We start from the raw sequence: 22,473 nt of genomic DNA on the forward strand, positions 1-22,473 counted from the left end.
CCGGCACCGGCGGCCGGACCGGCCGAGGAGCAGCTCCTCAAGCGGACCAGCGCGTTCGCCCACGTCGACGACGCCGAGCGGGTGGCGGTGTACCTGCGCCTGCTCGGCGACGGGTGGACCTACGACCAGCTGTCGGAGCGGGAGCAGCGGCTCGCGCGGATGATGTTCTTCTCGCTGTGGCCCAACGGCGGCGGTCACGCCAGCTACCAGGACGCGTTCGACGTCCTCGCGGCGCACCCGGCGGTGCGGGACGAGCTGCGCCAGGTCATCGAGCTGGGTCTGGCGAACGCCGAGCACGTCACCCTGCCGCTGGAGGCGGGGCTGCAGCAGGTGACCCTGCAGACGCACGCCCATTACGGCCGCGACGAGATCCTCGCTGCGCTTGACTGGGCCGGCATCGACGGCGACTCACCCCGAAAGACCCAGGGGCACGCGTCCGGAGTCGTGTGGGCGCAGGAGGCTGGGGCGGACGCCTTCCTGGTCACCCTGAACAAGGACGAGAAGCACTTCTCGCCGCAGACCATGTACAGCGACTACGCCATCAGCCGGGACACGTTCCATTGGGAGTCGCAGAACGCCACCGCGGCAGCGTCCCCGACGGGTCAGCGTTACGTCCGCCACGCGGAGCGGGGGAGCCACGTGCTGCTGTTCGTTCGGCCGACCCGGAGCAACAGCTGGGGCGGGGCGGCGACGTACCAGTGCCTGGGGCCGGCGACGTACGTGTCGCACGAGGGGGAGCGGCCGATGGCGATCACGTGGCGGCTGCGGCACGGGATGCCGGTGGACACGTTCCGGGTGGCGTCGGTGGTGGCTTGATGCCCTGAACCTGCTAGGTCCGAGCTAGCAACGAGACCGAACGCCTGAACACGCGCCAACCTGATGGTGTTCCCCCAACCGGCTGACGCCACCCCCCGCCGTCCCACACGATGCCCGCAGCGTCCGACGTCGTGGGCGAGGGGCTGGGGGAGCACATGAACGCGGGAGCAGGGGCGGAAGAGCAGTCCCGCCGGCACGGCACGAGGATCGCGGACCTGGAGGCGCAGCTCGAGGCCGAGCGCAGGCGGCAAGCGGCGTGGGAGGCCGGCGCGGAGGGCGAACGCCGGGTCGGCGCCGCCCTGGAGGTACTCGGCCCGGAATGGCGGACCGTCCACGACGTCCACTGGCCCGGTCGGCCGAAGGCCAACCTGGACCACGTCGCGGTCGGACCGACGGGTGTCTGGGTCGTCGACGCCAAGAACTGGACGGGACGCGTCACGACCACCGACGGCATGCTCTGCCAGAACGGCTACCGGCGGAACGAGTGCGCCGAGGCCGCCGAACGAGCCGCGGCGGCGGTGGCCGCTCTCCTCGAGCCGCGGCATCGGATGCTGGTCCGACCGGTCATCTGCCTCGCCGGTTCCGGGGCCGACCTCGCGGCGGTCCCGTCGACGAGTTCGATGACGGTGGTGGGGCTCCAGAACCTGTCCGGGTTGCTCAGCGCGCGGGAGGAGCGTTTGTCCCCGGCCGAGGTCATTACGATCGGCCGGTACCTGGCTCGGCACCTGGGTGGAGCGACGAGCCCGGCTCAGCTGACCTCCGCCGTCGTGCCGGCCCCCGGTGAGGCCGTCCTGCGGGAGATGACCGGCTCGGCGACCCAGCCGCGAGTGAGTCGGGGCGGATCGACGCGAGCGGCGCGACGGCAGCCCCGCAGCGGCACACCTCGCGCTTCCAAGCGCAGTGCGGCCGGGCGGCCGACCCGCGGCCTGTTCGCGGGCTGCCTGGTCGTGATGCTCAAGGTGGTCGCGATCATCGTGGCGTTCTGGCTGTTCGCCGGACTGCTGATGGTGCTGATGCCGCACCTGGTCGAGCTGGTGACGAGTTCGCTCGTGCCGGCGATGACCCCTGACCTGACGACCCCAACGCCAGGACCCACCCCGTGACCGCGCACTCCCACCCCGAGTAGCCCGACATCGCGTCCGAGGCCGAACGGGTCGTCTGTCAGGCGCTCCTGCAGGCCCTGCCCGTCGACCCCGTCGACCCCGTCGGACAGGCGTCCCGGGCCAAGCACGCGGTGGTCTCCCACCGCACCACCGGGAACTCGTGCGCGAGCAGCTCGGGCATGCCGGCGTGCCAGGTCCAGCACGTCGAGCGTGTCCTGCAGGTGGAAGCAGACTCAAAGGCGCAGAACCCGGCGGATCACCTGCTCGACCTGTGCCAACACCACCGGGTCCACCTGGCCGGCGCGGGTGGTGAGGCGCTTCCTGCTGACGGTCCGCACCTGCTCAGCCTGCACGTACGACACCTCGGCCAGGCCGGAGCCTCCGGCCTCGAGCTCCACGCGGGTGGGGTAGCTGCTCCTGGTCCGCGTGATGGGGCAGAGGCTCACGAGACCGTGCACGTTGAACCGGTCGTCGCTCAGCACCAGTCCCGGTCGCACGGCGGCGGCCTCATGACCGATGGGCTCTCCGAGGTCGACCCACCACACCTCACCCCGCCGGACGACCGGCTCGCTCACGCCGGACCGTCGGAGGAGGTGCGCTCCCACAGCTCGTCGTCAGGGTCCACCTGCGTCCCGGTCTCGGACTCGTTCCGGGCCGCTTCGGCGTAGCGGGCCCAGAACTGGTCGTCTTCGTAGCGGTCGAGCGCAGTGGTCAGCAGGTCGTTGGTGCTCGTCTGCCGCTCGTGCCTCAGTCGGTTGATGCGGTCGCGCAACTCAGTCGTGACGCGCAGCGTGGTGCTCATGCGTTCAGCCTACGATTAAGTAGCCGTAGCGGTCTACAGATCTGGCTACGGCGCTCGGGTGAAGAGTGAATGGACCTACGCGAAGGCCGAGATCCCCGTGATGTCGCGCCCGACGATGAGCGCCTGGACCGTCTCGGTGCCTTCGTAGGTGTGGATGGCCTCGATGTCGGCGAAGTGCCGGACGACGCGGTGACGCAGCAGGATGCCGTTGCCGCCGAGCAGGTCACGGGCCTCGGAGGCGATGACGCGGGCGGTGCGGGTGGCGGTGTACTTGGCGAGCGAGGCCTGGGCGCCGCGGATGTCGCCGGCCTCGGCGAGGCGGGTGAGCGACATGAGCAGGGCCTGCAGCGAGGTCAGCTGGCTGAGCATCCGGGCCAGGCGTTCCTGCACCACCTGCGAGGCGGCCAGCGGTCGGCCGAACTGCACCCGCTGCCGGGCGTAGTGCACCGCGGACTCGTAGCAGGCGGTGGCGTGCCCGAGCGCCGACCAGCCGACGCCGAGGCGAGTGGCCGCGAGCACGCGCGCCGCGTCCTTGAAGCTCTGGCCGCCCGGCAGCATCGCGTCCGCGTCCAGGCGGACCCCGTCCAGACGGATGTGCGCCTGCCAGATCGCCCGGAGCGCGACCTTGCCCTCGATGGTGCGCCCGTCGTAGCCGGGGGAGTCCTGCGGGACGAGGAAGCCGTGGACCTGCTCGTCGTCGCCGCGGGCCCACACCACGGTCATGCCGCCGGCCGACCCGTTGCCGATCCACTTCTTCTGCCCGTCCAGCACGTAGCCGTCCGCGACGGTCCTCGCCCGGGTCTCCAGGCTCACCGAGTCCGAACCGTGCGTGGGCTCGGTCAGCGCGAACGCCCCGAGCTCGCTCGCCGACGCGAGCGGCTCTAGCCAGCGCTGCTTCTGCTCGTCCGAGCCCAGCATCGCGACCGACCGCAGCGCCAGGCCGCCCTGCACCCCGACCATGGTGGCGACCGAGCCGTCGCCCCGGCTGAGCTCGTGCTGCACCAGGCAGGAGGCCAGCAGGCTCATCGGCGGCCGACCGGGCACGTCCACCCCGTCCCGGACCAGGTCCAGCTCGCCGAGGCGGCGCAGCAGGTGCACCGGGTACTCGGCGCGGTCCCAGAAGCCGTCGATGACCGGCAGCACCTCGTCCTGGACGAAGGCGCGCGCCCGGTCGCGGTAGGCCACGTCAGCGGCGGGCAGGTCGCGGAAGACGCCGGCCATGTCCGGGTCGAGCGGCTCCGTGAGGTCGTAGTCGGGCTCCTCGACCCCGACCTCGGTGTGTGAGCGGGCCGGCGGGGGCGACGGTGCGTTCGGGGCGGCGGGCGCGTCGGTCGTCGACATGCCCCATCCTCCCGCGGCCGTCCCGGGTGCGCCCGGCGAGCGCCTGCCCCGCAGCTCGTCGTGCGGCGTGATGCCTCAGCATCACGGTGGACACGTGGCGTCCTGGTGAGGCGTCCGGGCGGGCTGAGCACCGGCGACCGGACTTCCCGGCCGGCCGGGCCCGGTGGCTACCAGGCGGTAGGGACCCCGTACCGGCGCACGGCGTCGTCCTTGGACACCAGGACCAGGTTCTCCACCCGGGCCTGGGCGACGAGCATCCGGTCGAACGGGTCGCGGTGGTGCAGGGGTAGGTGGGCCGCGGCGGTGGCGTGCTCCGCGCTGATGGCCAGCACCTCGACGTCTGCGCGCCGTGCCGACCCGGCGACCGGGGGGACAGCGAGGTGGCCCGCCGCCCGCTTGATCTCCGCCTCCCACACCGACGCCGCGGACAGCAGGACGACCTCTGCTCCCGCCACCAGCGCCCGTGCGCTGGCCGGGAGACGTTCGTCACCGGCCACGAGCCACAGGAACGCGTGGGTGTCCAGCAGCAGCCTCACGGCAGCGGGATCCCGAAGAGGTCGGCCATCTCGTCCTCGTCGGCCCAGTCGCCCGGGTCCTCGATCTCGGCCGCAAGCAGCCCGAACCGGTCGACGTGGCTCGGGGTGGCCTCCACCGGGACCAGGCGCGCGACCGCCCGCCCACCGCGGGTGACCACGACCTCGCCTCCGGCCTCGACCTCGCGCAGGAGCTCGGACAGTCGGGTCTTGGCGTCGTGGACGCCCACCTCGGTCATCTGGTCAGGTTAGTCGTGGTAGTCCGCATCAACAACCAGTCTGGTTGTCGGGCCATCGGTGGAGGCCTGGGCGACGGTGCGGAGAGGTGAAAGGATCCGACATGGCCCAGACCCTGTCCTCACGCCTGCTGCCAGCCCTGGTGTCCGGCGCCGCCACCGCCGCGTACTACGCCACCCCCGACGTGATCGGCTCGCGCGCGGCCCGGGGCTGGGCCAAGACGGGTCTGACGGTCGTCGTCCTGGCGACGGCCGTGCCGGAGTCCCTCGCCGCGCTGGCGGACATACGCCGGGCCCGCCGCGACGTCGCGGACGCCATGGCCGACGCGGAGCCTGTGCCCCCGCGCGGCAAGGCGGTCGCGGTCCTGGCCGGTGTCGTCGCGGTGGGCGGCGCGATCGCCGGGGTGGTCGCCACCGAGCGATGGATCTTCCGTCGGGGGCAGGCGCGCGCGGCCGCCGGGCAGAGCTGGCCGCACACCCGGACGGGCCTCGCGATCGGCGCGGTCGCCGCCGGCCTGGCCCTCGTCCCTCTGCCCCCGGCCCCGGAGGCGTCGAGCCACGACCGCTAGAGGGTTAGGCTCCCCACAGGTCCAGGTGCAGCCGGTGGACCGGGCGTTGTCCACGGTTCCGGACAGCCGGTCGCCGTCCACAGCGCTGGACGCGGCGAGGTCCCGGGGGACGGCGCACCGGGCATGATCGGGCCCGTGCCCGTCACCGCCGAGGACCTCCGCCAGCTGGACCCCGACGCCCTGGCCTTGCTGCTCGCCCTTCGTCCGGACGCGCTCGGCCCCGCCGACCCTCGATCGCTGGACGAGGTCGCCGCCCGGCTCAACCACCACGCGTCGCTCGAGCGCGCCGTGCGGACCCTGGACACCCCGACGCTCCAGGTCGCGCGGGCCCTGGTGCTCGTCGGCTGCCACGACGACCCGACGACACTGCCGCAGTTCCTGCGGCTGTCCACCGCCGCTGAGCTCGAGGCCCTCGAGCTGTGCCTGGAGGTGCTCGACCACCTGCTGCTGCGCGAGGACTGCGGGTGCCTCGCCGACGGCCTGGCCGAGCGGTGGATCCCCTACGGACTGGGCCCTCACGTCCTCCGGGCCCTGGGGTGGCGCACCAACGACCGGCTGCGCGAGGCGTTGCGGGCCTGGGGCGAGCCCACCGACGGCAACAAGCTCGACCTCGTCGAACGCCTGGCCGCCGTCCTCACCGACGGCGAGCGGTTGCACCAGGCGCTCACCCGGGCGCCGGAGCAGGACCGGCGGCTCCTGGCCGACGCTGTGGCCGGTGACGGGATGGTCGCCCTGGGGTGGTCGACCTACGGTCCACGGCGGGGTCCGGGGGCCTGGCTGGTCGAGCGGGGCCTCACCGACGCCGACCGGTTCGGTCCCGACCAGCTGCCCGCCCAGGTGACCATCGCGCTGCGGGGGCAGCTGTGGCGGCCGCCCTTCGACTGGCAGGAGCCCCTGCTGCCGACGACCACGCTGGCCCGGGAGCAGGTCGACCGGGACGCCGCCGCGGCTGCCCTCCGTGGGCTGCGGCTGGTCACCGACCTGGTGCGTGAGGCCGGGCGTGCCCCTCTGCGGCTCAACCGCGACGGCACGCTGGGCAAGCGGGAACGGGCCCGCCTGGCCGGCCTGCTGCGCGCCGAGCCGGCGCACGTGACGTTCGCCGTCGCACTGGCCTACGCCGCAGGGTTCGTCGGCCACCTGGACGACCGGTTGTCACCCACCGCCGAGGCGTCCGAGTGGGCGGGGATGCCCCCGGCGCAGCGCCACGCCCAGGTGGTCCTGACCTGGCTCGGGATGCAGCAGGAGGTCCTCGCCGACCCAGGCACCACGTGGTGGCCCGCGTCGCACCTGACCTCGGCCGGCAGCAAGCACGTCCTGCTGCGGGTGCTCGCCGCCGAGCCGGACCGGGCCGCCGTGGACCAGGACGACCTCGTGCGGCTGTGCGCCTGGGTGGCGCCTGTCCGCCTGGGCGCTGAGGACGGCGCCGCCCTGGTGGCGGGTGCGCTCGCGGAGGCCACCGCGCTGGGGGTGGTCGGGACCGGGGCGCTGTCGAGCCTAGGCCACGCCCTGCTCAGCGGGGACGACGCCGTCGCGGTGCTGGAGCGGTGGCTGGGGTCGGCGGCCGGGACGGCGCGGCTGCAGGCCGACCTGACCGCGGTCGTCCTGGGTGACCCGTCGGAGCGGCTCGCCCGGGTGCTCGACCTGATGGCCACCCGGGAGTCCAGCGACCAGGCCACGACGTGGCGCTTCGACGCCCGGTCGTTGGCCGGGGCGCTGGACGCCGGGCACAGCGCGGACGGCCTGCTGGGGGCGCTGGCCGCCGTCGCCGAGGGCGAGGTCCCGCAGCCGCTGACGTACCTGGTCCGCGACACGGCGCGACGCCACGGGGTGCTGCGCCTGGGCGAGGCGGCCTGCTACCTGCGTTCCGAGGACCACGCGCTGCTCGCCGAGGTCGCCGCGGACTCCCGGCTGCGCGGCCTCGGCCTCCGGTTGCTGGCCCCCGGCGTGCTGGTCGCGGACGCGCCGGCCGGGCGCGCCCTGGAACGCATCCGAGCCGCCGGGTACCTGCCGGTGCACGAGGGCGCCGACGGGACCGCGGTCGTCCCCGACGGCGAGTCACCCCTCGCGGAGGTGTCCGACTACGTCAGCGAGACCTCGCTGCGGCTGCAACCGCCCGGGTCCGCGCCGTCACCCCACGACGAGGCGGTGCTCCTGCTCGCGCTGCCCGATCGGGCTCCGTCGCCTCTGGTGGAGTTCGGTGGCAGCGTGGTCGACAGCGAGTCGATGGGCGAGCTGTTCTCCCGGCAGGTGCGGGACCTCGGTGGGTGAGTGGTGACGCCGACGCGAGACCTCGTCGTCCGGGGCGGCCGGAACGGGCACCAGCCCGTCGAGGCCACCGACCGGTTCATCCCGTACCTGCAGGCCAACGGGCGTGACGATCGAGCAGGACGAGGTGGCCGGGCTGCGGGCCGCGGTCGAGGCCGGGGCGCCCCTCGTCCGACGAGGCCAGGCGGTCAGGCCTGTCGCTGAACCAGTACCTGCTCGTCCAGTACCAGCGCCTGGCCCACCGCGCTGACAACCGCCGCGTGCTCGAAGGGCTCGCCGAGCTCGAGGGGCCGCGCCCCACGCGGGAGCAGATCCTGGAACAGCTGGACCGTGACCGGGGCCGCGGCGTGTGATCGTCGTCGACGCCTCCGTCATGGTCGAGGCGCTGCTGCGCGGCGGCCGGTCGCGCGACAGGATCGCGGCGGCGGACCTCGCGGCACCGCATCTGCTCGACATCGAGGTCGCGGCGGCCGTCCGAGGACAGCTGCTCGGCGGCGTCGTCGAAACGGCGCTCGCCTCCGCTGCTCTGCAGGCCTACCGCCGCCTCGAGGTCGACCGCTTCGACCACGCGGGGTTGCTGTCCCGGGTGTGGGAGCTCCGCGGCAACCTCACCGCCCACGACGCCACGTACGTCGCCCTCGCGGAGGCGCTGGCCGTGCCGCTGGTCACCGGCGACGCCCGGATCGCGGCGGCCCCCGGGCTCCGGGCGGCGATCGAGGTCGTGCCCGCCTGAGCCCAGGCCGACGACGCCCGGACCCTGGTCCGCGGCCACCGCCCCTGGGACCCTGGATCGTCCGAGGCGCCGCGCGCGGCGCCGGACCAGCAGGGGGTGCCCGAGACCCGCACCGATGCTGCGTCTGCCCGGCCCCTCGGGCTCCCTGCCCGTCCACCTGGGAGGTTCCTTCACGACCACGGCCCGGGCGAGGTGACGGTCGTGTTCCGGGTGCTCGGGGCGACGGTGCACGACGGCTTCCACGGACCCAGCGCGGCTGGCACCCGGTCGCGGATCCTCGAGCTCTTCCGCCGGCACCTGGACCCGGCCTGACGTCACTCCGACGACACGGCGACGCCCGGCCCGCCGACGGCCCCGCCCAGCACGAACTGCTCCCGCGCCAGCCACTCCCGCAGCCGTCCCGGACCCAGCGCCCGGACCAGCTGCGGCGTCTGCGAGCGGTGGGCCCTCAGCGCCGACACCTTGCGGTCGAGCACACGGCCGTCCAGCTGCAGGTCCAGGGCCAGCTCGTCGTCGGCCACGCCGTGCGGCAGCCGCGGGTCGTCCAGGTCCATCCGGACGTCGAGCCAGCTCCCGGGTCCCTCCTGCCACCAGTGCCGGGTGCGCGCCACGTGCAGTAGCCGGGAGCCGTCCCGGCCCGCGAGCCGGAACGCGGCGTCGGTCCAGGCGCCCACCCGGCGGTGGTCGCCGTGGCCGGTGAACCCGTCGGGGGCGAACGTGACGACGGTGTCCGGGGCCGTCCGGGCGATCAGGTCGGCCACGGCCACCACGCCCCGCTCCCACGGCACCTCGTGCAGCCGGCCGTCGACCAGGCCCGCCCCGGGCGCCCGCAGGTACTGGTGCTCGTCGACGCCGAGGCGGCGCAGCGCCCGTCGCAGCTCCCGGTCCCGTTGCGCCGCCAGCCGGTGCGGGGGCCAGCGGGCCGGGTCGTCGGTGCCGCGCTCGCCGCGGGTCGCCGTGGCGCAGACGACGCGGGAGCCGCCGCCGCGCAGCAGGTGCATGAGCCCGCCGGCCAGCATGGTCTCGTCGTCGGGGTGCGCCCACACGCCGAGCACCGTGCCGAGCCGACCGGGGTGCAGGTCGGCGACGACGACGGGTCGACGGGTGGCGAGCTCCGGCACGGGCGCTCCTCGGTCGGCGCCGCCCGCGGGTCGCGGTGGGCGGCGGTGACGGCTGGTTCCTGCCGACATGGAGGGCCGTGGGGCGGGCGGTGATACCCCGGTCGGGTGCGAGGGGGCGGCCGCGCCGCGGGCGACGACCCGGCCCCGTATCACGCGATCCGCACCTGACCTCCTGAGGCTGCCCGACCTCCGCCGGGCACCACCCACTCGCCTCGGAGGCACCGATGAGCCTTGACCCTCCCGAGCCGACCGGCGGGACGGACGGGCAGCCGCCCGTCACCCCCGCGGTCCGGCTGATCTTCACCTACGACGGCGACGAGGTCCGGCTGCTCCAGCAGCAGCCCGTGGACGTCGCCGTCACCGGCTTCGACGTCGACCAGCCGGCCCCGCTGGACGGTCATGTCGTCGAGGTCCGCGCCGACGACGGCAGCGCCCTGGCGCGCGTCGTCGTCCGCTCCGGCCCCCCCACCAGCGCCGAGGTGTTCCCGGAGCAGCCGGGGGAGCCGATCGTGCGCGTCGAGGCCCCGACGACGGGGGCCTTCACCGTGGTCGTCCCCGCCCCGGAGGCCGCCGCCCGCATCACGTTGCTGCGCGTGACCCCCGCGCCGGAGGCCGACGTCGACGCCGACGCGCGCGCGGAGTCGGGCGACGGCGCGGCCCCGCCCCCCGGGGACGGCGCCCCGTCGGTCGCCACCGAGCTCGGCACCTACGAGCTGGAGCGCTGAGCCATGACCACCGCAGACGGTGCCGTCATCGGCACGACCCAGGTGTTCGGCAGCGCCCCGCGCAACCGGGCGTTCAACGTCGTCCTGCTCGGGGACGGCTTCACCGCGGCCCAGCAGCCCGCGTTCGACGCGGCCGCGGCCGCGTTCGTCACCGCGTTCACCACCACGCCGCCGTTCGACGACCTGCGACCGGCCATCAACGTGTTCCGGGTCAACGTGCGTTCCACCGACTCCGGCGCCGACGACCCCGCCTCGGCGGGCGGCACGGGGGCCACGGCCCGCACGTACTTCGACGCCACGTTCGGCGGGGCCGGCATCCGACGGCTGCTGCTGTGCAACACCGCCACGGTGCTGGCCACGGCCGCGGCGCAGGTGCCGGAGTTCACCCTCGCCCTGCTGGTCGTCAACTCGACCGTGTACGGCGGGGCGGGTGGGGCGGTCGGCACGTACTCCCTGGCGAACGGCGCGACCGAGATCGCCATCCACGAGGCCGGGCACACCGCCTTCGGCCTCGCGGACGAGTACCCCTACTGGGCCGGCGGCAACGAGCCGGACCGGGCCAACCACCCCGGCCCCGAGCCCACCGAGCCCAACGTCACGCGCAACCGCAACCGCGCCACCCTCAAGTGGCGCTGGGCCGTCGCCGCGGCGACACCGATCCCGACCATGACCAACCCGGACTGCGCCACCGAGGACTACCGGCCCAGCCCGCTGCCCGCCGGGACCGTCGGCACGTTCGAGGGCGCGCACTACTACCACTGCGGCGCGTTCCGGCCCGAGCACGACTGCAAGATGCGCAACCTCGGGGCCCCGTTCTGCCGGGTCTGCCGGCAGGTCATCTGGAACCGGCTGGGGCCGCTGACCACGCTGCTCGCGCGGGCGAAGGCACCCATCACGGTGCTGGCCCGCTTCCCCGAGCACCTGGACGTGTTCGCCGTCGCCACCGACGGGCGCACGATGAGCAACTGGTGGAGCCCTCCGGTCGGCTGGGCCGGCTGGTTCCACGTCTCCGGCGGCATCGCCTCACCCGGCGGCGAGGGTTCCCCCGTCACCGGCGTCCACCGCTACGCCGGTCACCTCGACCTGTTCACCGTCGGCACCGACAACCGCGTGTGGAGCGCCTGGTGGGACCAGTCCACGGGCTGGTCCGGCTGGTTCCGGGTGGGCACGCTCGTGGCCCGCGCCGGCTCCACCGTGGACGTGGTCTCGCGCTACGACGACCACCTGGACCTGTTCACGACCGCCTCCGACGGGCGCACGATGTCGACCTGGTGGAACGCCCGCACCGGCTGGGCGCGGGACTGGTTCCACGTCTCCGGCGGCGTCGCCGCGGCCGGGGCCCCGGTGACGGCCGTCGCCCGCTACCCGCACCACCTCGACCTGTTCACCGTCGGGACCGACAACCGGGTCTACTCGACGTGGTGGGACGAGCGCTCCGGCTGGGCCCGGTGGTTCGCGCTGCCGGGCATCACCTGCCGACCCGACTCCAAGGTCACGGTCGTCACCCGGCACAAGGACCAGATCGACCTGTTCACCACGGCCGCCGACGGCAAGATCATGTCGACCTGGTGGAACGCCCGGACGGGCTGGGGCCGCTGGTTCCAGGTCTCCGGCGGGGTCGCCTCGCCCGGCTCGGACGTCACGGCGGTAGCCCGCTACGACCACCAGCTCGACCTGTTCGTCGTCGGCACCGACAACCGGGTCTACTCCACGTGGTGGAACGCCTCCGGTGGGTGGGCGGGCTGGTTCAACGTGTCCGGCGGGGTGAGCCGCCCGGGCGGTCAGGTGGCCGCGATCTCACGGGTCACCGAGCACCTGGACGTGTTCGTCGTCGGCAGCGACGAGCGGGTGTACTCGACCTGGTGGAACGCCACCGGCGGGTGGGCCGGCTGGTTCGCGCTCGGGGTCACCTGAGGTCCGGGGGGTCAGGCGACGGCCTGCCGGACCAGCGCCGCGATCGTGTCGGCGGCCTGCTCGGTGAGCTCGGTCACGGCGTAGGCGGTGGGCCACAGACCGCACTCGTGGTCCAGCGCCGCCTCGGTCGAGAAGCCGAACGTCGAGTACCGCTCCTTGTCGCCCTGACCGCTGCGGAAGAAGCAGACGACCGTGCCCTTCCTGGCGTAGGCCGGCTGCCCGTACCAGAGCTTGGGGGACAGCTCCGGGGCGGTGGTGGTGACGATGAGGTGGATGCGCTCGGCGATCTCGCGGTCGCCGTCGGCCATCGCCGCGATGGCGGTGAGGACGTCCAGCTCCTCGGCGGCCTTCTTGCCGCCGCGAGGGCGGGCGGCCTCCTCCTGCAGCTCCTTCGAGCGCTGCTTCATCGCGGCTCGTTCCTGCGCCGAGAACCCTCCGGTGCTGGTGCTCGCGGTCATGGTCGTCGCCCTCCTGCCGATGCCTGCCTGCCTGCGTCACGCTAGGCGGGCCGGGACCCCGCGCGCTTCTCGGTTCGTGACCGGTCCTGCCTCCGCAGCCAGGCTCCGGCGAGGTCAGCCGCGCAGCCCCGCCCGCAGCTCGGCCATCGCGTCGGCCAGCCCGACCTGCGGCGTCCAGCCCCACCGTCGCGCCCGGTCCGCCCGCAGCCGACCGGTCCACACCGGCTCGTCCGTCCACTCGGGCGCGACGCCCAGGGCGTCGGTGACCGTGCCGTGGTAATCGCGCCACGTCGCGTGCTCGCCCGCGACCACCACCGCCGTGGTCCCGCCCGCCACCGGTCCCTGCTCTGGGTCGTCGGAGACGACGGTCGCCCCGGTGGCCAGGTCGGCGACGAGGCTCGCCAGGTCGTCCACGTGCACCCACGCGAACGACCTGTCGGGGTTGGCGCCGCGCTCGCCGTCCCGCACCTGCGCCGGGCGCAACGTGTTCCAGACCGACGTCCGGCCCGCGCCGAGGACGGCGGGCGGGCGCACCAGCACCGTGGTCAGGCCGTCGACCCCGGCCAGGGCACGGTCGGTGTCGAGCTTGGTCACGGCGTAGTCGCCCCCGTCGGCCCCGACCAGGGCGCTGTCCTCGCTCACGTCACCGACACCGGCCGAGCGGTCGTACACCCCGGCCGTCGACACGTGGACGAACCGGTCCACGCCGGCGTCACGGGCGGCCCGGGCCAGGACCGGCGTGCCCTCGACCGCGACCTCGTGCTGGACCTGCCGGTCGGAGCCCATCGGGTGCACGGTCGTCACGACCGCGTCGGCGCCCGAGACCACCTCCCGGGCCAGGTCGGGGTCGGCGAAGTCGCCGACGTGCTCGGTGACGCCGGTCAGGTCGGGGGCGGTACCCGGACGTCGGACGACCGCCCTCACCCGGGCCCCACGCTCGACGAGGGCGGCGCAGACCTGGGCCCCGACCAGTCCGTTGGCACCGGTCACGACCACGACGGGGGAGGTGTCAGCCATGCCTCCAGCCTGCCAGCGGCCCGGCGCTCCCGCCGTCCGTGACGACGCGTGTGGGGTGCGGCGGTGGGCACACCCCGGCAGCACCCCCTGGCCGCACCCTCTCGTCTGCCCCGGGGTCGCGGGTCACTGCACCGCTGACGTCAGCCGCAGCAGGTTGTCCAGCACCCGCTGCCGTCGCGGACGGTGCTGCCACTCCGCCAGCGTCAGCTCCCGGCTGGTGGCCCGGTAGTCGTCCTCGACCCGGCGCAGCTCGTCGACGAACGACCGGCCCTGGATCAGCAGCGACGACTCGAGGTCGAGCTCGAACGAGCGGATGTCGAGGTTGCTGGACCCGACCACGGCGACGTCGTCGTCGATGCTGACGTGCTTGGAGTGCAGCACGAACGGCTCCGGGTACAGGTAGATCCGGACGCCGGACAGCAGCAGCACCTCGAAGTACGAGCGCTGGGCGTGGTGGACCATGAACTGGTCGGCCTGCTCGGGCACGAACAGCTCCACGTCCAGCCCGCGCAGGCCCAGGGCCACGATGGCGTTGAGCAGGGACTCGTCCGGCACGAAGTAGGGGCTGGTGATGCTGACCCGGGTGCGGGCGGAGTAGAACAGCGCGTTGAACATCAGCAGGTTGTTGTCCGTCTCGAACCCGGGACCGCTCGGCAGGACCTGGATGGCCAGGGGGCCCTCGTCGGCGGCGCCGTCGGGGTCGACGCTGCGCTGCGGCGACCGCACCGGCAGCAGCTCGTCGCTCTCGCTGAACCAGTCGGTGACGAACACGGCGTCGAGCTCCTGCACCACCGGACCGCGCACCCGCACCATCAGGTCCTGCCACTGCAGCCCCTTCCTGATGTTCTTCGGCTTGCCGTAGGAGCGGTCGATCATGTTCATCGACCCGGCCCAGCCGACGACGCCGTCGACGACGACGAGCTTGCGGTGGTTGCGCAGGTCGGGGCGCTGGTAGCGGCCCTTGAGCGGTTGCACCGGCAGCATCAGCCGGTAGGGGATGCCCGCCGCCCCGAGCCGGGCCAGCGTGGCCTTGTAGCCGGGGTAGCCCGCCGAGCCGATGTGGTCGAGCAGGACCCGCACCTCGGCGCCGTTGGCCAGGGCCTGCTCGAGCGCGGCGAAGAACGGCTCCGTGGCCGCGTCCAGCGACAGGATGTAGAACTCGACGTGCACCAGCCTCGTGGCGGCGGCGATGTCTGCGGCCATCGCGGCGATCCCGCCGTCGTAGTCGACGTGGATGACCGCGTCGTTGCCGCGCAGCATCGGCAGGTGGCCGACGTTCTGGTTCTGCCGGGCCACGCCCTCCAGCCACGGCGGGCCGGGCGCCACCTCGTGGGCCAGGCCCTCGGCCACGGCCCGGTCGGCCAGACGGCGGTCCATCTCCTTCTGCCGGGCGCGGCGGGACGCGGGCAGGCGCGGGCTGCCGATGACGAAGAACGCGAGCAGCCCCAGCAGCGGCACCAGGTAGATGAGCAGGATCCACGCCAGGGCCGACGTCGGACGCCGGTCCTTGGGCACGACCACCACGGCGGTCCACGTGGCCGTGACCGCGAGGGCGAGCACCAGGACCAGGGCGATGACGTTGCCGATCTGGATGCCGGCCTGCTCCTCGCTCACGGCGGTGACGCTACGGCGGCGGACGACCCGGCGACCAGACCCGTGGCGGACGACTTCAGCCGGCGGCGACGTCCAGCACCAGCCGCCCGCGTGCCTGCCCGCCCTGCAACCGCTGCAGCGCCGGGACCACGTCGTCCAGCGGGAAGGTCCGGTCCACGACCGGGCGGAGCCGGCCCCGGGCGACCAGGTCGGCCAGCCGGGCCAGGCGCTGCGGGCGGGGTGTCGAGCGTCGGGGCCGGGGCAGCTGGGGGACCACGAGCGAGGCGGCCGTCATGGCCAGCACGGGCGCGATGCTGCCGGTCACCCGGTTCATGCCGTGGCCGTAGTGGTCGTGGCCGACGCGGACGTAGCCGCCGCCCGGCTCGACCACGCGTCGCCAGTCGCGGAACGGTCGGTTGCTCGGCACGTCCACGACGAGGTCGTACCGCTCGGCGCGCCGGGTGACGTCCTCGGCCCGGTGGTCGACGGCGTCGTGCGCACCGGCCGCCCGCACCAGGTCGAGCCGGTCACCGGCGTCGACGCCGGTCACGCGGGAGGCGCCCAGCGCCACCGCGAGCTGGACCACGAAGCCGCCCAGCGCGCCCGCCGCGCCGTTGACCAGGACGCTGCGGCCCGCCTGGAACCGGCCCTGGTCGACGAGCACCTCCAGGGCCAGCAGCGCGGGCGTGCCGAGGGCGGCCGCCTCGACGTCGCCGAGGTCGTCGCCGGTCGCCACCAGGCCGTCCTGCGGTGCGGTGGCGAGCTCGGCCCAGGCCCCGCCGTTGACCCACTGGATGCCGCGGACGGTCTCGCCCCAGACGCGCTGACCGGGCCGGAACCGGGTGACGTCGGCCCCGACGGCCTCGACCGTCCCGGCCACGTCGGTGCCGGGGACCCGGTGCCGGGGTGCGCGGACGCCGTTGCCCATCAGCCGCAGCGCGTAGGGCAGGCCGGTGACGGTGTGCCAGGCGTCGACGTGCACGGAGCTGGCCGCCACCCGGACCAGCACCTCGTCGGCCGCCGGCGCGGGGACGGGGACCTCGCCCAGCCGGAGCCCCTCGACCGGGCCGTACCTGTCGTGGACCACCGCGCGCACGGCGCTCATCCTGCTGGCGCGCGGACGTGTCCCACCAGGTGTCCGTCCGATCGGGCACCCAGCGACCCGGACACGTACGCCTGCACCGCCAGGGCCGCCGCACCGCCGGCCCACACCTCCGGCGGGCAGCGCAGGAACTGCACCTCCAGCTCTGCGGCGGCCGGGTCGCGGTGGGCCTGCACCTCCGCCCGCACCCGGTCCTCCACCAGCAGGGCCAGGTCGACACCCTCCCCGGACACCAGCACCAGCGGTGACAGCGTGGTGTTGGCGACCAGGGCGACCAACCGCCCCAGCGACACCGCGACCCCCTCCAGCAGCCGCTCGACCGCGGGGTGGCCGCCCTCGCGGGCCAGGTCGTGGAGCTGCCGCGACGTCACGGGCCGCTGCAGGGCGGTGGCGGCCGAGGCCAGCAGCGACCCGTCGGTCAGGCTCACCTCCGCACAGCCCTGGTGCCCCCGTGAGCACAGCGGCCCGGGCACGCCCAGCAGGGCGTGGGCGAGCAGTCCCACCCCGGCCTCGGGCCCGGACAGCACGCGCCCGCCGACCACGAGCCCCTCGCCGATGCCGGCGCCAAGGGTGACCACCGCGAAGTGGTCCCGCCCGGCCCCGGCCCCGAACCAGTGCTCGGCGGTGGTGAGGGCCACCAGGTCGTTCTCCACGCAGGTGGGCACCCCCGTCGCGTCCGCCAGCAGGTCGGCCAGCGGGACCCGTCCCCACCGGAGGAACGGGGCCCGCAGCACCACCGACGTGTCCTGGACCTGGCCCCCGAGCCCGACCCCGGTCGCGCTCACGCCGCCGTCGGGGGCCAGCCGCTGCACCAGCCCGGCGACGACGGCGACGACCGCTTCGGGCGCCAGGTCAATCAACGGGGCGTCGACCACGTCGAGCTGACGGGCCCGCAGGTCCGTGAGCACGGCGGTCGCGGCGGTCCGCGTGAGGCGCACCCCCACGAAGCGGTGCCCGTCGGCCACCACGTCCAGCGGGCGGACGGGTCGGCCGAGCGGGGCGACGCGCGGGGTGGCGTCCTCGACGAGCACCCCCCCGTCGAGCATCGGACGGGTGAGCCGGGTGAGCGACCCCGGCGACAGGCCGAGCCGGCGGGCCAGCTCGCTGCGCGACAGCGGCCCGTGACGCAGCACCTCCAGCGCGACGGAGCGCGAGGTGCCGTCCAGGGACGTCCAGGCGTCGCTCGGCGTCGTCATCGGGCCTCCTCGCCGCGTCGGGTCGCACTTAAAGTTCTATCACGGCACGAATGCGCGACACAGGACGGTACGGAGATGGTTGACGACCGCCCTTGACCCTCTGAGGCTTTCGTGGTGAAACTAACTCATCCACATCACCTCGATGGAGAGGGAACCCGTGAGGACACCACCCGTACCGCTCGCCGCGGTCGCCGCGACCGCCCTGCTGCTGGCGGGCTGCTCCGGCGGCGAGCAGCGCACCGAGCTCGTGTTCTTCCAGTTCAAGCCCGAGGCCGTGGACTTCTTCGAGGCCGCCGCGGCGGAGTTCGAGGCCGCGAACCCGGGCGTCGACGTCGTCGTCGACAACGTCCCCGACCCCGAGGTCGCCCTGCGGACCCGGCTGGTCAAGGAGGACGTGCCCGACGTGATGACGCTCAACGCCAACGGCACCTACGGCGAGCTGGCCTCGGCCGGGATCTTCGCCGACCTGGCCGCGCTGCCGGTGGTCGACGACATCATCCCGGGCTACCTGGACGTCGTGGCCGACCTGGGTCGCAGCGGCCCGGACGCCGTGGACGGCCTGCCCTACGCGGCCAACGCCAGCGGGGTGCTCTACAACGTAGAGCTGTTCGAGGAGCACGGCCAGGAGGTCCCGCAGACCTTCGACGAGCTGGTGGCCACGGCCGAGGCGTTCGAGGCCGACGGCGTCACCCCGTTCTACGGGATGCTCGGCGACGCCTGGACCGCGCAGTCGCCGCTGGCGCCCCTCACGGCCCAGACCGCCCCCGACGGCTTCTTCGAGGCGCGGTTCGCCGGCGAGACCACGTTCGCCGAGGGCTGGCGGGAGTCCTTCGACAAGCTCGAGACCCTGTTCGGTTTCACCCAGCCCAACGTCGGCGCCGCCAACTACGTGGACGGCACCAGCGCCTTCGCCCGCGGCGAGTCGGCGATGCTGCTGCTCGGCAGCTACGCGGTGCCGCAGATCCGCAGCTTCGAGCCCGAGTTCACCATCGACACGTTCGCGCTGCCGGCCACCGACGACCCGGCCGACACGACCCTGGTCTCCGGCGTCGACGTGGTCCTCACCGTGGGCGAGGGCACCGACGTCCCCGACGAGGCCCGCGCCTTCGTGGAGTTCCTGCTGGAGCCCGAGCGGGTGCAGCGCTACAGCGAGGAGCAGGTCGCCATCCCGACCCTGCAGGGCCTGAGCAACGACGACCCCGCCCTGGCCGGTGTCCAGGACCTCATCGCCGAGGACCGGCTCGTCGGGTTCACCGACCACCAGTTCATCCCCGCCGTCCCCCTGACGGCCCTGCTGCAGGAGTTCCTCGTGACCGGTGACGCCGACGCCTCGCTGTCCCGCCTGGACACCGCCTGGGACCGCGTCGCCCAACGACGCACCTGGGGCATCGGGTCGGTGACGTCGTGAGCGCCCCGACCACCACCCGCCCCGCCTCGGCCACCGCCCCGCCCGCCCGGCGGCGCCGGCGGGCGGGCGTCCCCGGCGCGTTCTACCTGATGGTTCTGCCGGCCGCGCTGCTGTTCGTCGTGTTCCACACCGTCCCGGTCGTCAGCGGGGCGTTCTACAGCCTCACCGACTACCCCGGCTACGGCCCGTGGGAGTGGGTGGGCCTGTCCAACTACCAGGCGCTCCTCACCGACAGCCGGGTGCGGGACTCCTACCTGTTCACGTTCCAGTTCGCCCTGGTCGCCACCATCGCCGTCAACGCGCTGGCCCTGTCGCTCGCGGTCGGCCTGAACAGCCGGATCCGGCTCAAGAACACGCTGCGCGGGGTGTACTTCATCCCCAACGTCCTCGCGGTGCTCGTCATCGGCTACGTGTTCAACTACCTGTTCGCGCAGTCGGTCCCGGCGATCGCCGGCACCCTGGGGATCGAGCGGCTGTCCAGCTCGATCCTCGCGGACCCCGACCTCGCCTGGGTCGGCATCGTGGTCCTGGCGGTCTGGCAGGCCACGGCCTTCAACATCATCATCTACATCGCCGGGCTGCAGACGGTCGACCCCGAGCTGTACGAGGCGGCCGCCATCGACGGCGCCGGCCCGTGGCGTCGGTTCCGCAGCATCACGTTCCCGCTCATCGCGGGGTTCTTCACCATCAACATGGTGCTGTCGCTGAAGAACTTCCTGCAGGTCTTCGACCACATCGTCGCCACCACCAACGGGGGTCCGGGGACGGCGACGGAGTCCGTCGGCCTCGTCATCTACCGCGGCGGGTTCCAGGGCGGCGAGTACGGCTACCAGATGGCCAACGCCGTGGTGTTCATGGCCGTCATCGTCGTGTTCGCCGTCGTCCAGCTGAAGGTCCTGACCCGTCGGGAGGCGGACGTCTGATGAGCACGACCAACCTCGAGTCCCGTCCGGCCGTGGCCGGCACCGACCGCCCCCGTCGCCGTCGCCGGGGTCCCGGCCTGAGCGGCCCCAGCTGGTGGCTCACCGCCCTGCTGGCGGTGCTGTCGCTGACCGTCCTGGTCCCGCTGTACTTCACGGTCGTCACCGCGCTCAAGACCCCGGACCAGCTCGGCGGCAGCGGCTTCGGCCTGCCGACCGAGGTGCGCTGGGCCAACTTCGCCGACGCGTGGACGCTGACCGACTTCCCGCGGGCGCTGATGAACTCCGCGCTCATCACCGTGTCCACCGTCGTCCTCACGCTGCTGACCAACTCGATGGTGGCCTACGCCATCGCCCGCAACTGGGACCGGCGCCGGTTCCGGGTGCTGTTCTACTTCTTCGTGTCGGCGCTGTTCGTGCCGTTCCCCATCCTCATGCTGCCGGTGGCCAAGCAGACCGCGATGCTGGGGATGGACAACCAGGCCGGGCTGATCTTCCTCTACGTGGTCTACGGGCTGTCGTTCAACGTGTTCCTGTTCGTGGCCTACATCCGGTCGATCCCGCTGTCGCTGGAGGAGGCCGCGCACGTCGACGGCGCCGGCACGTGGACGGTGTTCTGGCGGATCATCTTCCCGCTGCTGGCTCCCATGAACGCCACCGTCGGCATCCTCACCTGCCTGTGGGCGTGGAACGACTTCCTCCTGCCGCTGGTCATCGTGTCCGACCCGGCCGCGGCCACCATCCCGCTGGTGCAGTACGTGTTCCAGAGCCAGTTCAGCGCCAACTACACCGTCGCGTTCGCCTCGTACCTGATGGCGATGGCACCGTTGCTGGTCGTCTACGTCATCGCCCAGCGCTGGGTCATCTCCGGCGTCACGAGAGGAGCCGTCAAGTGAGCAGCCGGACCCAGCAGGACGCACCGTGGTGGACGAAGGCCGTCGTGTACCAGGTCTACCCGCGGTCGTTCGCGGACTCCGACGGCGACGGCGTCGGTGACCTGGGCGGCATCCTGCAGCGTCTGGACCACCTGGCCGACCTGGGCGTGGACGTGCTGTGGCTGTCGCCGCTGTACCCGTCCCCGCAGGACGACAACGGCTACGACATCAGCGACTACCAGGACGTCGACCCCACGTTCGGCACGCTGCAGCAGCTCGACGAGCTCGTCGCCGGGCTGCACTCCCGCGGCATCAAGCTCGTCATGGACCTGGTCGTCAACCACACCTCCGACGAGCACCCGTGGTTCGTGGAGTCCCGGTCGTCGACCGACAACCCCAAGCGCGACTGGTACTGGTGGCGCCCGGCCCGCGAGGGCATGGCCGCGGGCGCCCCCGGCGCGGAGCCGACCAACTGGGAGAGCTTCTTCTCCGGGCCGGCCTGGGAGCTCGACGAGGCCAGCGGCGAGTACTACCTGCACCTGTTCAGCCGCAAGCAGCCCGACCTCAACTGGGAGAACCCCGCGGTCCGCGCGGCCGTCCACGAGATGATGCGCTGGTGGCTGGACCGGGGGGTCGACGGCTTCCGGATGGACGTCATCAACCTGATCTCCAAGCGGGTCGAGGCCGACGGCGGGCTGCACGACGGGCCGTCGCACGACGGGTCCCCCTACGGTGACCGTGGTCCGGAGACCGTGTGCGGGCCGCGCATCCACGAGTTCCTCGCCGAGATGCACCGCGAGGTGTTCGCCGGCCGGGACGCGCAGCTCATCACGGTGGGCGAGATGCCCGGCGTCACGGTCGAGCAGGCCCGGCGGTTCACCGACCCGGCCCGGGCCGAGGTCGACATGGTGTTCCAGTTCGAGCACGTCGGCCTCGACCACGGGCCCGGCGGCAAGTTCGACCCGAAGCCGCTGGCGTTGCGGGACCTCAAGGCCTCGTTCGGGCGGTGGCAGGCCGGTCTGGCCGAGGTCGGTTGGAACTCGCTCTACTGGGACAACCACGACCAGCCGCGGGCGGTGTCACGCTTCGGCGACGACAGCCCCGAGCACCGTCGGGCCTCCGCGACGTGCCTGGCCACGCTGCTGCACCTGCACCGCGGGACGCCCTACGTCTACCAGGGCGAGGAGATCGGGATGGCCAACCACCCGTTCGCGTCGCTCGACGAGGTGGCCGACATCGAGAGCGTCAACTGGGCGCGTGGGGCCCTCGCCGCGGGCCACGACCCGGACGCCGTGATGGCCGGCATCCGGTTCGGGGGTCGCGACAACGCCCGCACCCCGGTGCAGTGGGACGCGGGCGCGCAGGCCGGGTTCACCACCGGCACGCCGTGGCTGGCGGTCAACCCCGACCACGTCGACTGGAACGTCGCCGCCCAGCGGGACGACCCGCACTCGGTGCTCGCGCACCACCGCCGGCTGATCGCGCTGCGCCACGAGGACCCGGTGGTGCAGCTCGGCGACTTCCACATGCTGCTGCCGGAGCACGAGCAGGTCTACGCGTTCACCCGTCGGCTGGGGGAGGACGAGCTGCTGGTGGTCTGCAACGTGGGCTCCAGCGCCGTCCCGGTGGCCGACCTGCTGCCCGAGGTGACGGACGGCGACCTGGTGCTCGGCAACCACCCGGACACCGAGGACCGGCAGGTGCTGCGGCCGTGGGAGGCGTGGGTGCTGCGGGTCGGCTGAGGCC

22 protein-coding genes and 1 pseudogene are annotated in these 22,473 nt (G+C 73.5%); 12 read left to right on the forward strand and 11 right to left on the reverse strand.

The features are described 5' to 3' along the window. Together ACR80Q_RS02990 and ACR80Q_RS02995 are read left to right on the forward strand one after the other, a co-directional pair. On the forward strand, nt 1-816 hold an 816-nt coding region (locus tag ACR80Q_RS02990), incomplete at its 5' end, for a DUF3427 domain-containing protein (protein ID WP_435376082.1). Between the two features lie 110 nt (nt 817-926). Then, nucleotides 927-1,919 carry a nuclease-related domain-containing protein gene (locus ACR80Q_RS02995; protein ID WP_435376083.1) on the forward strand — a complete coding sequence of 331 codons (993 nt, stop codon included), beginning with the start codon at nt 927-929 and terminating at the stop codon, nt 1,917-1,919. Nucleotides 1,920-2,152: 233 nt separating this feature from the next. On the opposite strand, the gene ACR80Q_RS03000 is transcribed toward ACR80Q_RS02995, so the two are convergent. The 5 genes from ACR80Q_RS03000 to ACR80Q_RS03020 all read right to left on the reverse strand — a co-directional run bounded on the left by ACR80Q_RS03000 (nt 2,153) and on the right by ACR80Q_RS03020 (nt 4,834). Then, nucleotides 2,153-2,524, reverse strand: coding sequence for a type II toxin-antitoxin system PemK/MazF family toxin (locus ACR80Q_RS03000; RefSeq protein ID WP_435376084.1), 372 nt, complete (start codon nt 2,522-2,524; stop codon nt 2,153-2,155). After that, nucleotides 2,491-2,721: a hypothetical protein gene (locus ACR80Q_RS03005; protein ID WP_435376085.1), complete on the reverse strand. Its 231-nt coding sequence runs from the start codon at nt 2,719-2,721 to the stop codon at nt 2,491-2,493. Before ACR80Q_RS03005 ends, ACR80Q_RS03000 begins: the two co-directional genes overlap by 34 nt. 75 nt (nt 2,722-2,796) lie before the next feature. After that, nucleotides 2,797-4,062 carry an acyl-CoA dehydrogenase family protein gene (locus ACR80Q_RS03010; RefSeq protein WP_435376086.1) on the reverse strand — a complete coding sequence of 422 codons (1,266 nt, stop codon included), beginning with the start codon at nt 4,060-4,062 and terminating at the stop codon, nt 2,797-2,799. Between the two features lie 167 nt (nt 4,063-4,229). Further along, entirely contained in the window at nt 4,230-4,598 is a 369-nt protein-coding gene (locus ACR80Q_RS03015) for a type II toxin-antitoxin system VapC family toxin (RefSeq protein WP_435376087.1), read from the reverse strand. Beyond that, nucleotides 4,595-4,834, reverse strand: a complete 240-nt coding sequence (locus ACR80Q_RS03020; protein ID WP_435376088.1) for a type II toxin-antitoxin system Phd/YefM family antitoxin — start codon at nt 4,832-4,834, stop codon at nt 4,595-4,597. The genes ACR80Q_RS03015 and ACR80Q_RS03020 overlap by 4 nt, the downstream gene beginning before the upstream one ends. 101 nt (nt 4,835-4,935) lie before the next feature. Between ACR80Q_RS03020 and ACR80Q_RS03025 the strand changes: the two genes are divergently transcribed. From ACR80Q_RS03025 to ACR80Q_RS03040, 4 genes and pseudogenes are all read left to right on the forward strand, one after another. Then, entirely contained in the window at nt 4,936-5,400 is a 465-nt protein-coding gene (locus ACR80Q_RS03025; RefSeq protein WP_435376089.1) for a hypothetical protein, read from the forward strand. Between the two features lie 135 nt (nt 5,401-5,535). Continuing rightward, complete coding sequence (locus tag ACR80Q_RS03030; RefSeq protein ID WP_435376090.1) at nt 5,536-7,668, forward strand: helicase-associated domain-containing protein; 2,133 nt, start codon at nt 5,536-5,538, stop codon at nt 7,666-7,668. A gap of 3 nt (nt 7,669-7,671) precedes the next feature. Continuing rightward, nucleotides 7,672-7,782: pseudogene (locus ACR80Q_RS03035) on the forward strand (ThuA domain-containing protein); the annotation flags it as partial. A gap of 232 nt (nt 7,783-8,014) precedes the next feature. After that, nucleotides 8,015-8,398: a type II toxin-antitoxin system VapC family toxin gene (locus tag ACR80Q_RS03040; RefSeq protein WP_435376091.1), complete on the forward strand. Its 384-nt coding sequence runs from the start codon at nt 8,015-8,017 to the stop codon at nt 8,396-8,398. A gap of 314 nt (nt 8,399-8,712) precedes the next feature. Here the strand turns inward: ACR80Q_RS03040 and ACR80Q_RS03045 are convergent, their stop codons facing one another. Then, the gene (locus ACR80Q_RS03045; protein WP_435376092.1) at nt 8,713-9,519 is read right to left on the reverse strand and encodes a PIG-L deacetylase family protein; all 807 of its coding nucleotides are present in this window, start codon (nt 9,517-9,519) and stop codon (nt 8,713-8,715) included. 224 nt (nt 9,520-9,743) lie between these two features. Between ACR80Q_RS03045 and ACR80Q_RS03050 the strand changes: the two genes are divergently transcribed. Then, the gene (locus tag ACR80Q_RS03050) at nt 9,744-10,244 is read left to right on the forward strand and encodes a hypothetical protein (protein WP_435376093.1); all 501 of its coding nucleotides are present in this window, start codon (nt 9,744-9,746) and stop codon (nt 10,242-10,244) included. A 3-nt stretch (nt 10,245-10,247) separates the two neighbouring features. Continuing rightward, nucleotides 10,248-12,158, forward strand: coding sequence for a M64 family metallopeptidase (locus ACR80Q_RS03055; RefSeq protein ID WP_435376094.1), 1,911 nt, complete (start codon nt 10,248-10,250; stop codon nt 12,156-12,158). Nucleotides 12,159-12,169: 11 nt separating this feature from the next. On the opposite strand, the gene ACR80Q_RS03060 is transcribed toward ACR80Q_RS03055, so the two are convergent. The 5 genes from ACR80Q_RS03060 to ACR80Q_RS03080 form a co-directional block, all read right to left on the reverse strand. Then, on the reverse strand, nt 12,170-12,616 hold the full coding sequence (locus ACR80Q_RS03060) for a DUF1801 domain-containing protein (RefSeq protein ID WP_435376095.1): 447 nt from the start codon (nt 12,614-12,616) through the stop codon (nt 12,170-12,172). Nucleotides 12,617-12,730: 114 nt separating this feature from the next. Continuing rightward, complete coding sequence (locus ACR80Q_RS03065; RefSeq protein WP_435376097.1) at nt 12,731-13,633, reverse strand: NAD-dependent epimerase/dehydratase family protein; 903 nt, start codon at nt 13,631-13,633, stop codon at nt 12,731-12,733. A 123-nt stretch (nt 13,634-13,756) separates the two neighbouring features. Next, nucleotides 13,757-15,247 (reverse strand): cardiolipin synthase, encoded by a 1,491-nt coding sequence (cls, locus tag ACR80Q_RS03070; protein ID WP_435376098.1) that lies wholly within the window; start codon nt 15,245-15,247, stop codon nt 13,757-13,759. Between the two features lie 55 nt (nt 15,248-15,302). Next, nucleotides 15,303-16,331, reverse strand: a complete 1,029-nt coding sequence (locus tag ACR80Q_RS03075) for an NAD(P)-dependent alcohol dehydrogenase (RefSeq protein ID WP_435376099.1) — start codon at nt 16,329-16,331, stop codon at nt 15,303-15,305. Next, nucleotides 16,328-17,524: an ROK family protein gene (locus ACR80Q_RS03080; protein ID WP_435376100.1), complete on the reverse strand. Its 1,197-nt coding sequence runs from the start codon at nt 17,522-17,524 to the stop codon at nt 16,328-16,330. The genes ACR80Q_RS03075 and ACR80Q_RS03080 overlap by 4 nt, the downstream gene beginning before the upstream one ends. A 157-nt stretch (nt 17,525-17,681) precedes the next feature. Here ACR80Q_RS03080 and ACR80Q_RS03085 point away from each other — a divergent pair, with 157 nt between their 5' ends. From ACR80Q_RS03085 to ACR80Q_RS03100, 4 genes are read left to right on the forward strand one after another with little or no spacing between them, the layout of a single operon-like run. Continuing rightward, a complete protein-coding gene (locus ACR80Q_RS03085; RefSeq protein WP_435376101.1) occupies nt 17,682-18,932 on the forward strand; it encodes an ABC transporter substrate-binding protein in 1,251 nt (416 codons plus the stop codon). Further along, entirely contained in the window at nt 18,929-19,855 is a 927-nt protein-coding gene (locus tag ACR80Q_RS03090) for a carbohydrate ABC transporter permease (protein ID WP_435376102.1), read from the forward strand. Before ACR80Q_RS03085 ends, ACR80Q_RS03090 begins: the two co-directional genes overlap by 4 nt. Next, the gene (locus ACR80Q_RS03095; protein ID WP_435376103.1) at nt 19,855-20,748 is read left to right on the forward strand and encodes a carbohydrate ABC transporter permease; all 894 of its coding nucleotides are present in this window, start codon (nt 19,855-19,857) and stop codon (nt 20,746-20,748) included. The genes ACR80Q_RS03090 and ACR80Q_RS03095 overlap by 1 nt, the downstream gene beginning before the upstream one ends. Continuing rightward, nucleotides 20,745-22,469 (forward strand): glycoside hydrolase family 13 protein, encoded by a 1,725-nt coding sequence (locus ACR80Q_RS03100; protein ID WP_435376104.1) that lies wholly within the window; start codon nt 20,745-20,747, stop codon nt 22,467-22,469. The genes ACR80Q_RS03095 and ACR80Q_RS03100 overlap by 4 nt, the downstream gene beginning before the upstream one ends. The last annotated feature ends 4 nt before the right edge of the window (nt 22,470-22,473 follow it).

The sequence above is a fragment of the Aquipuribacter aurantiacus genome (genome assembly GCF_051216895.1).
In the GTDB taxonomy this organism is placed as follows: Bacteria; Actinomycetota; Actinomycetes; order Actinomycetales; family JBBAYJ01; genus Aquipuribacter.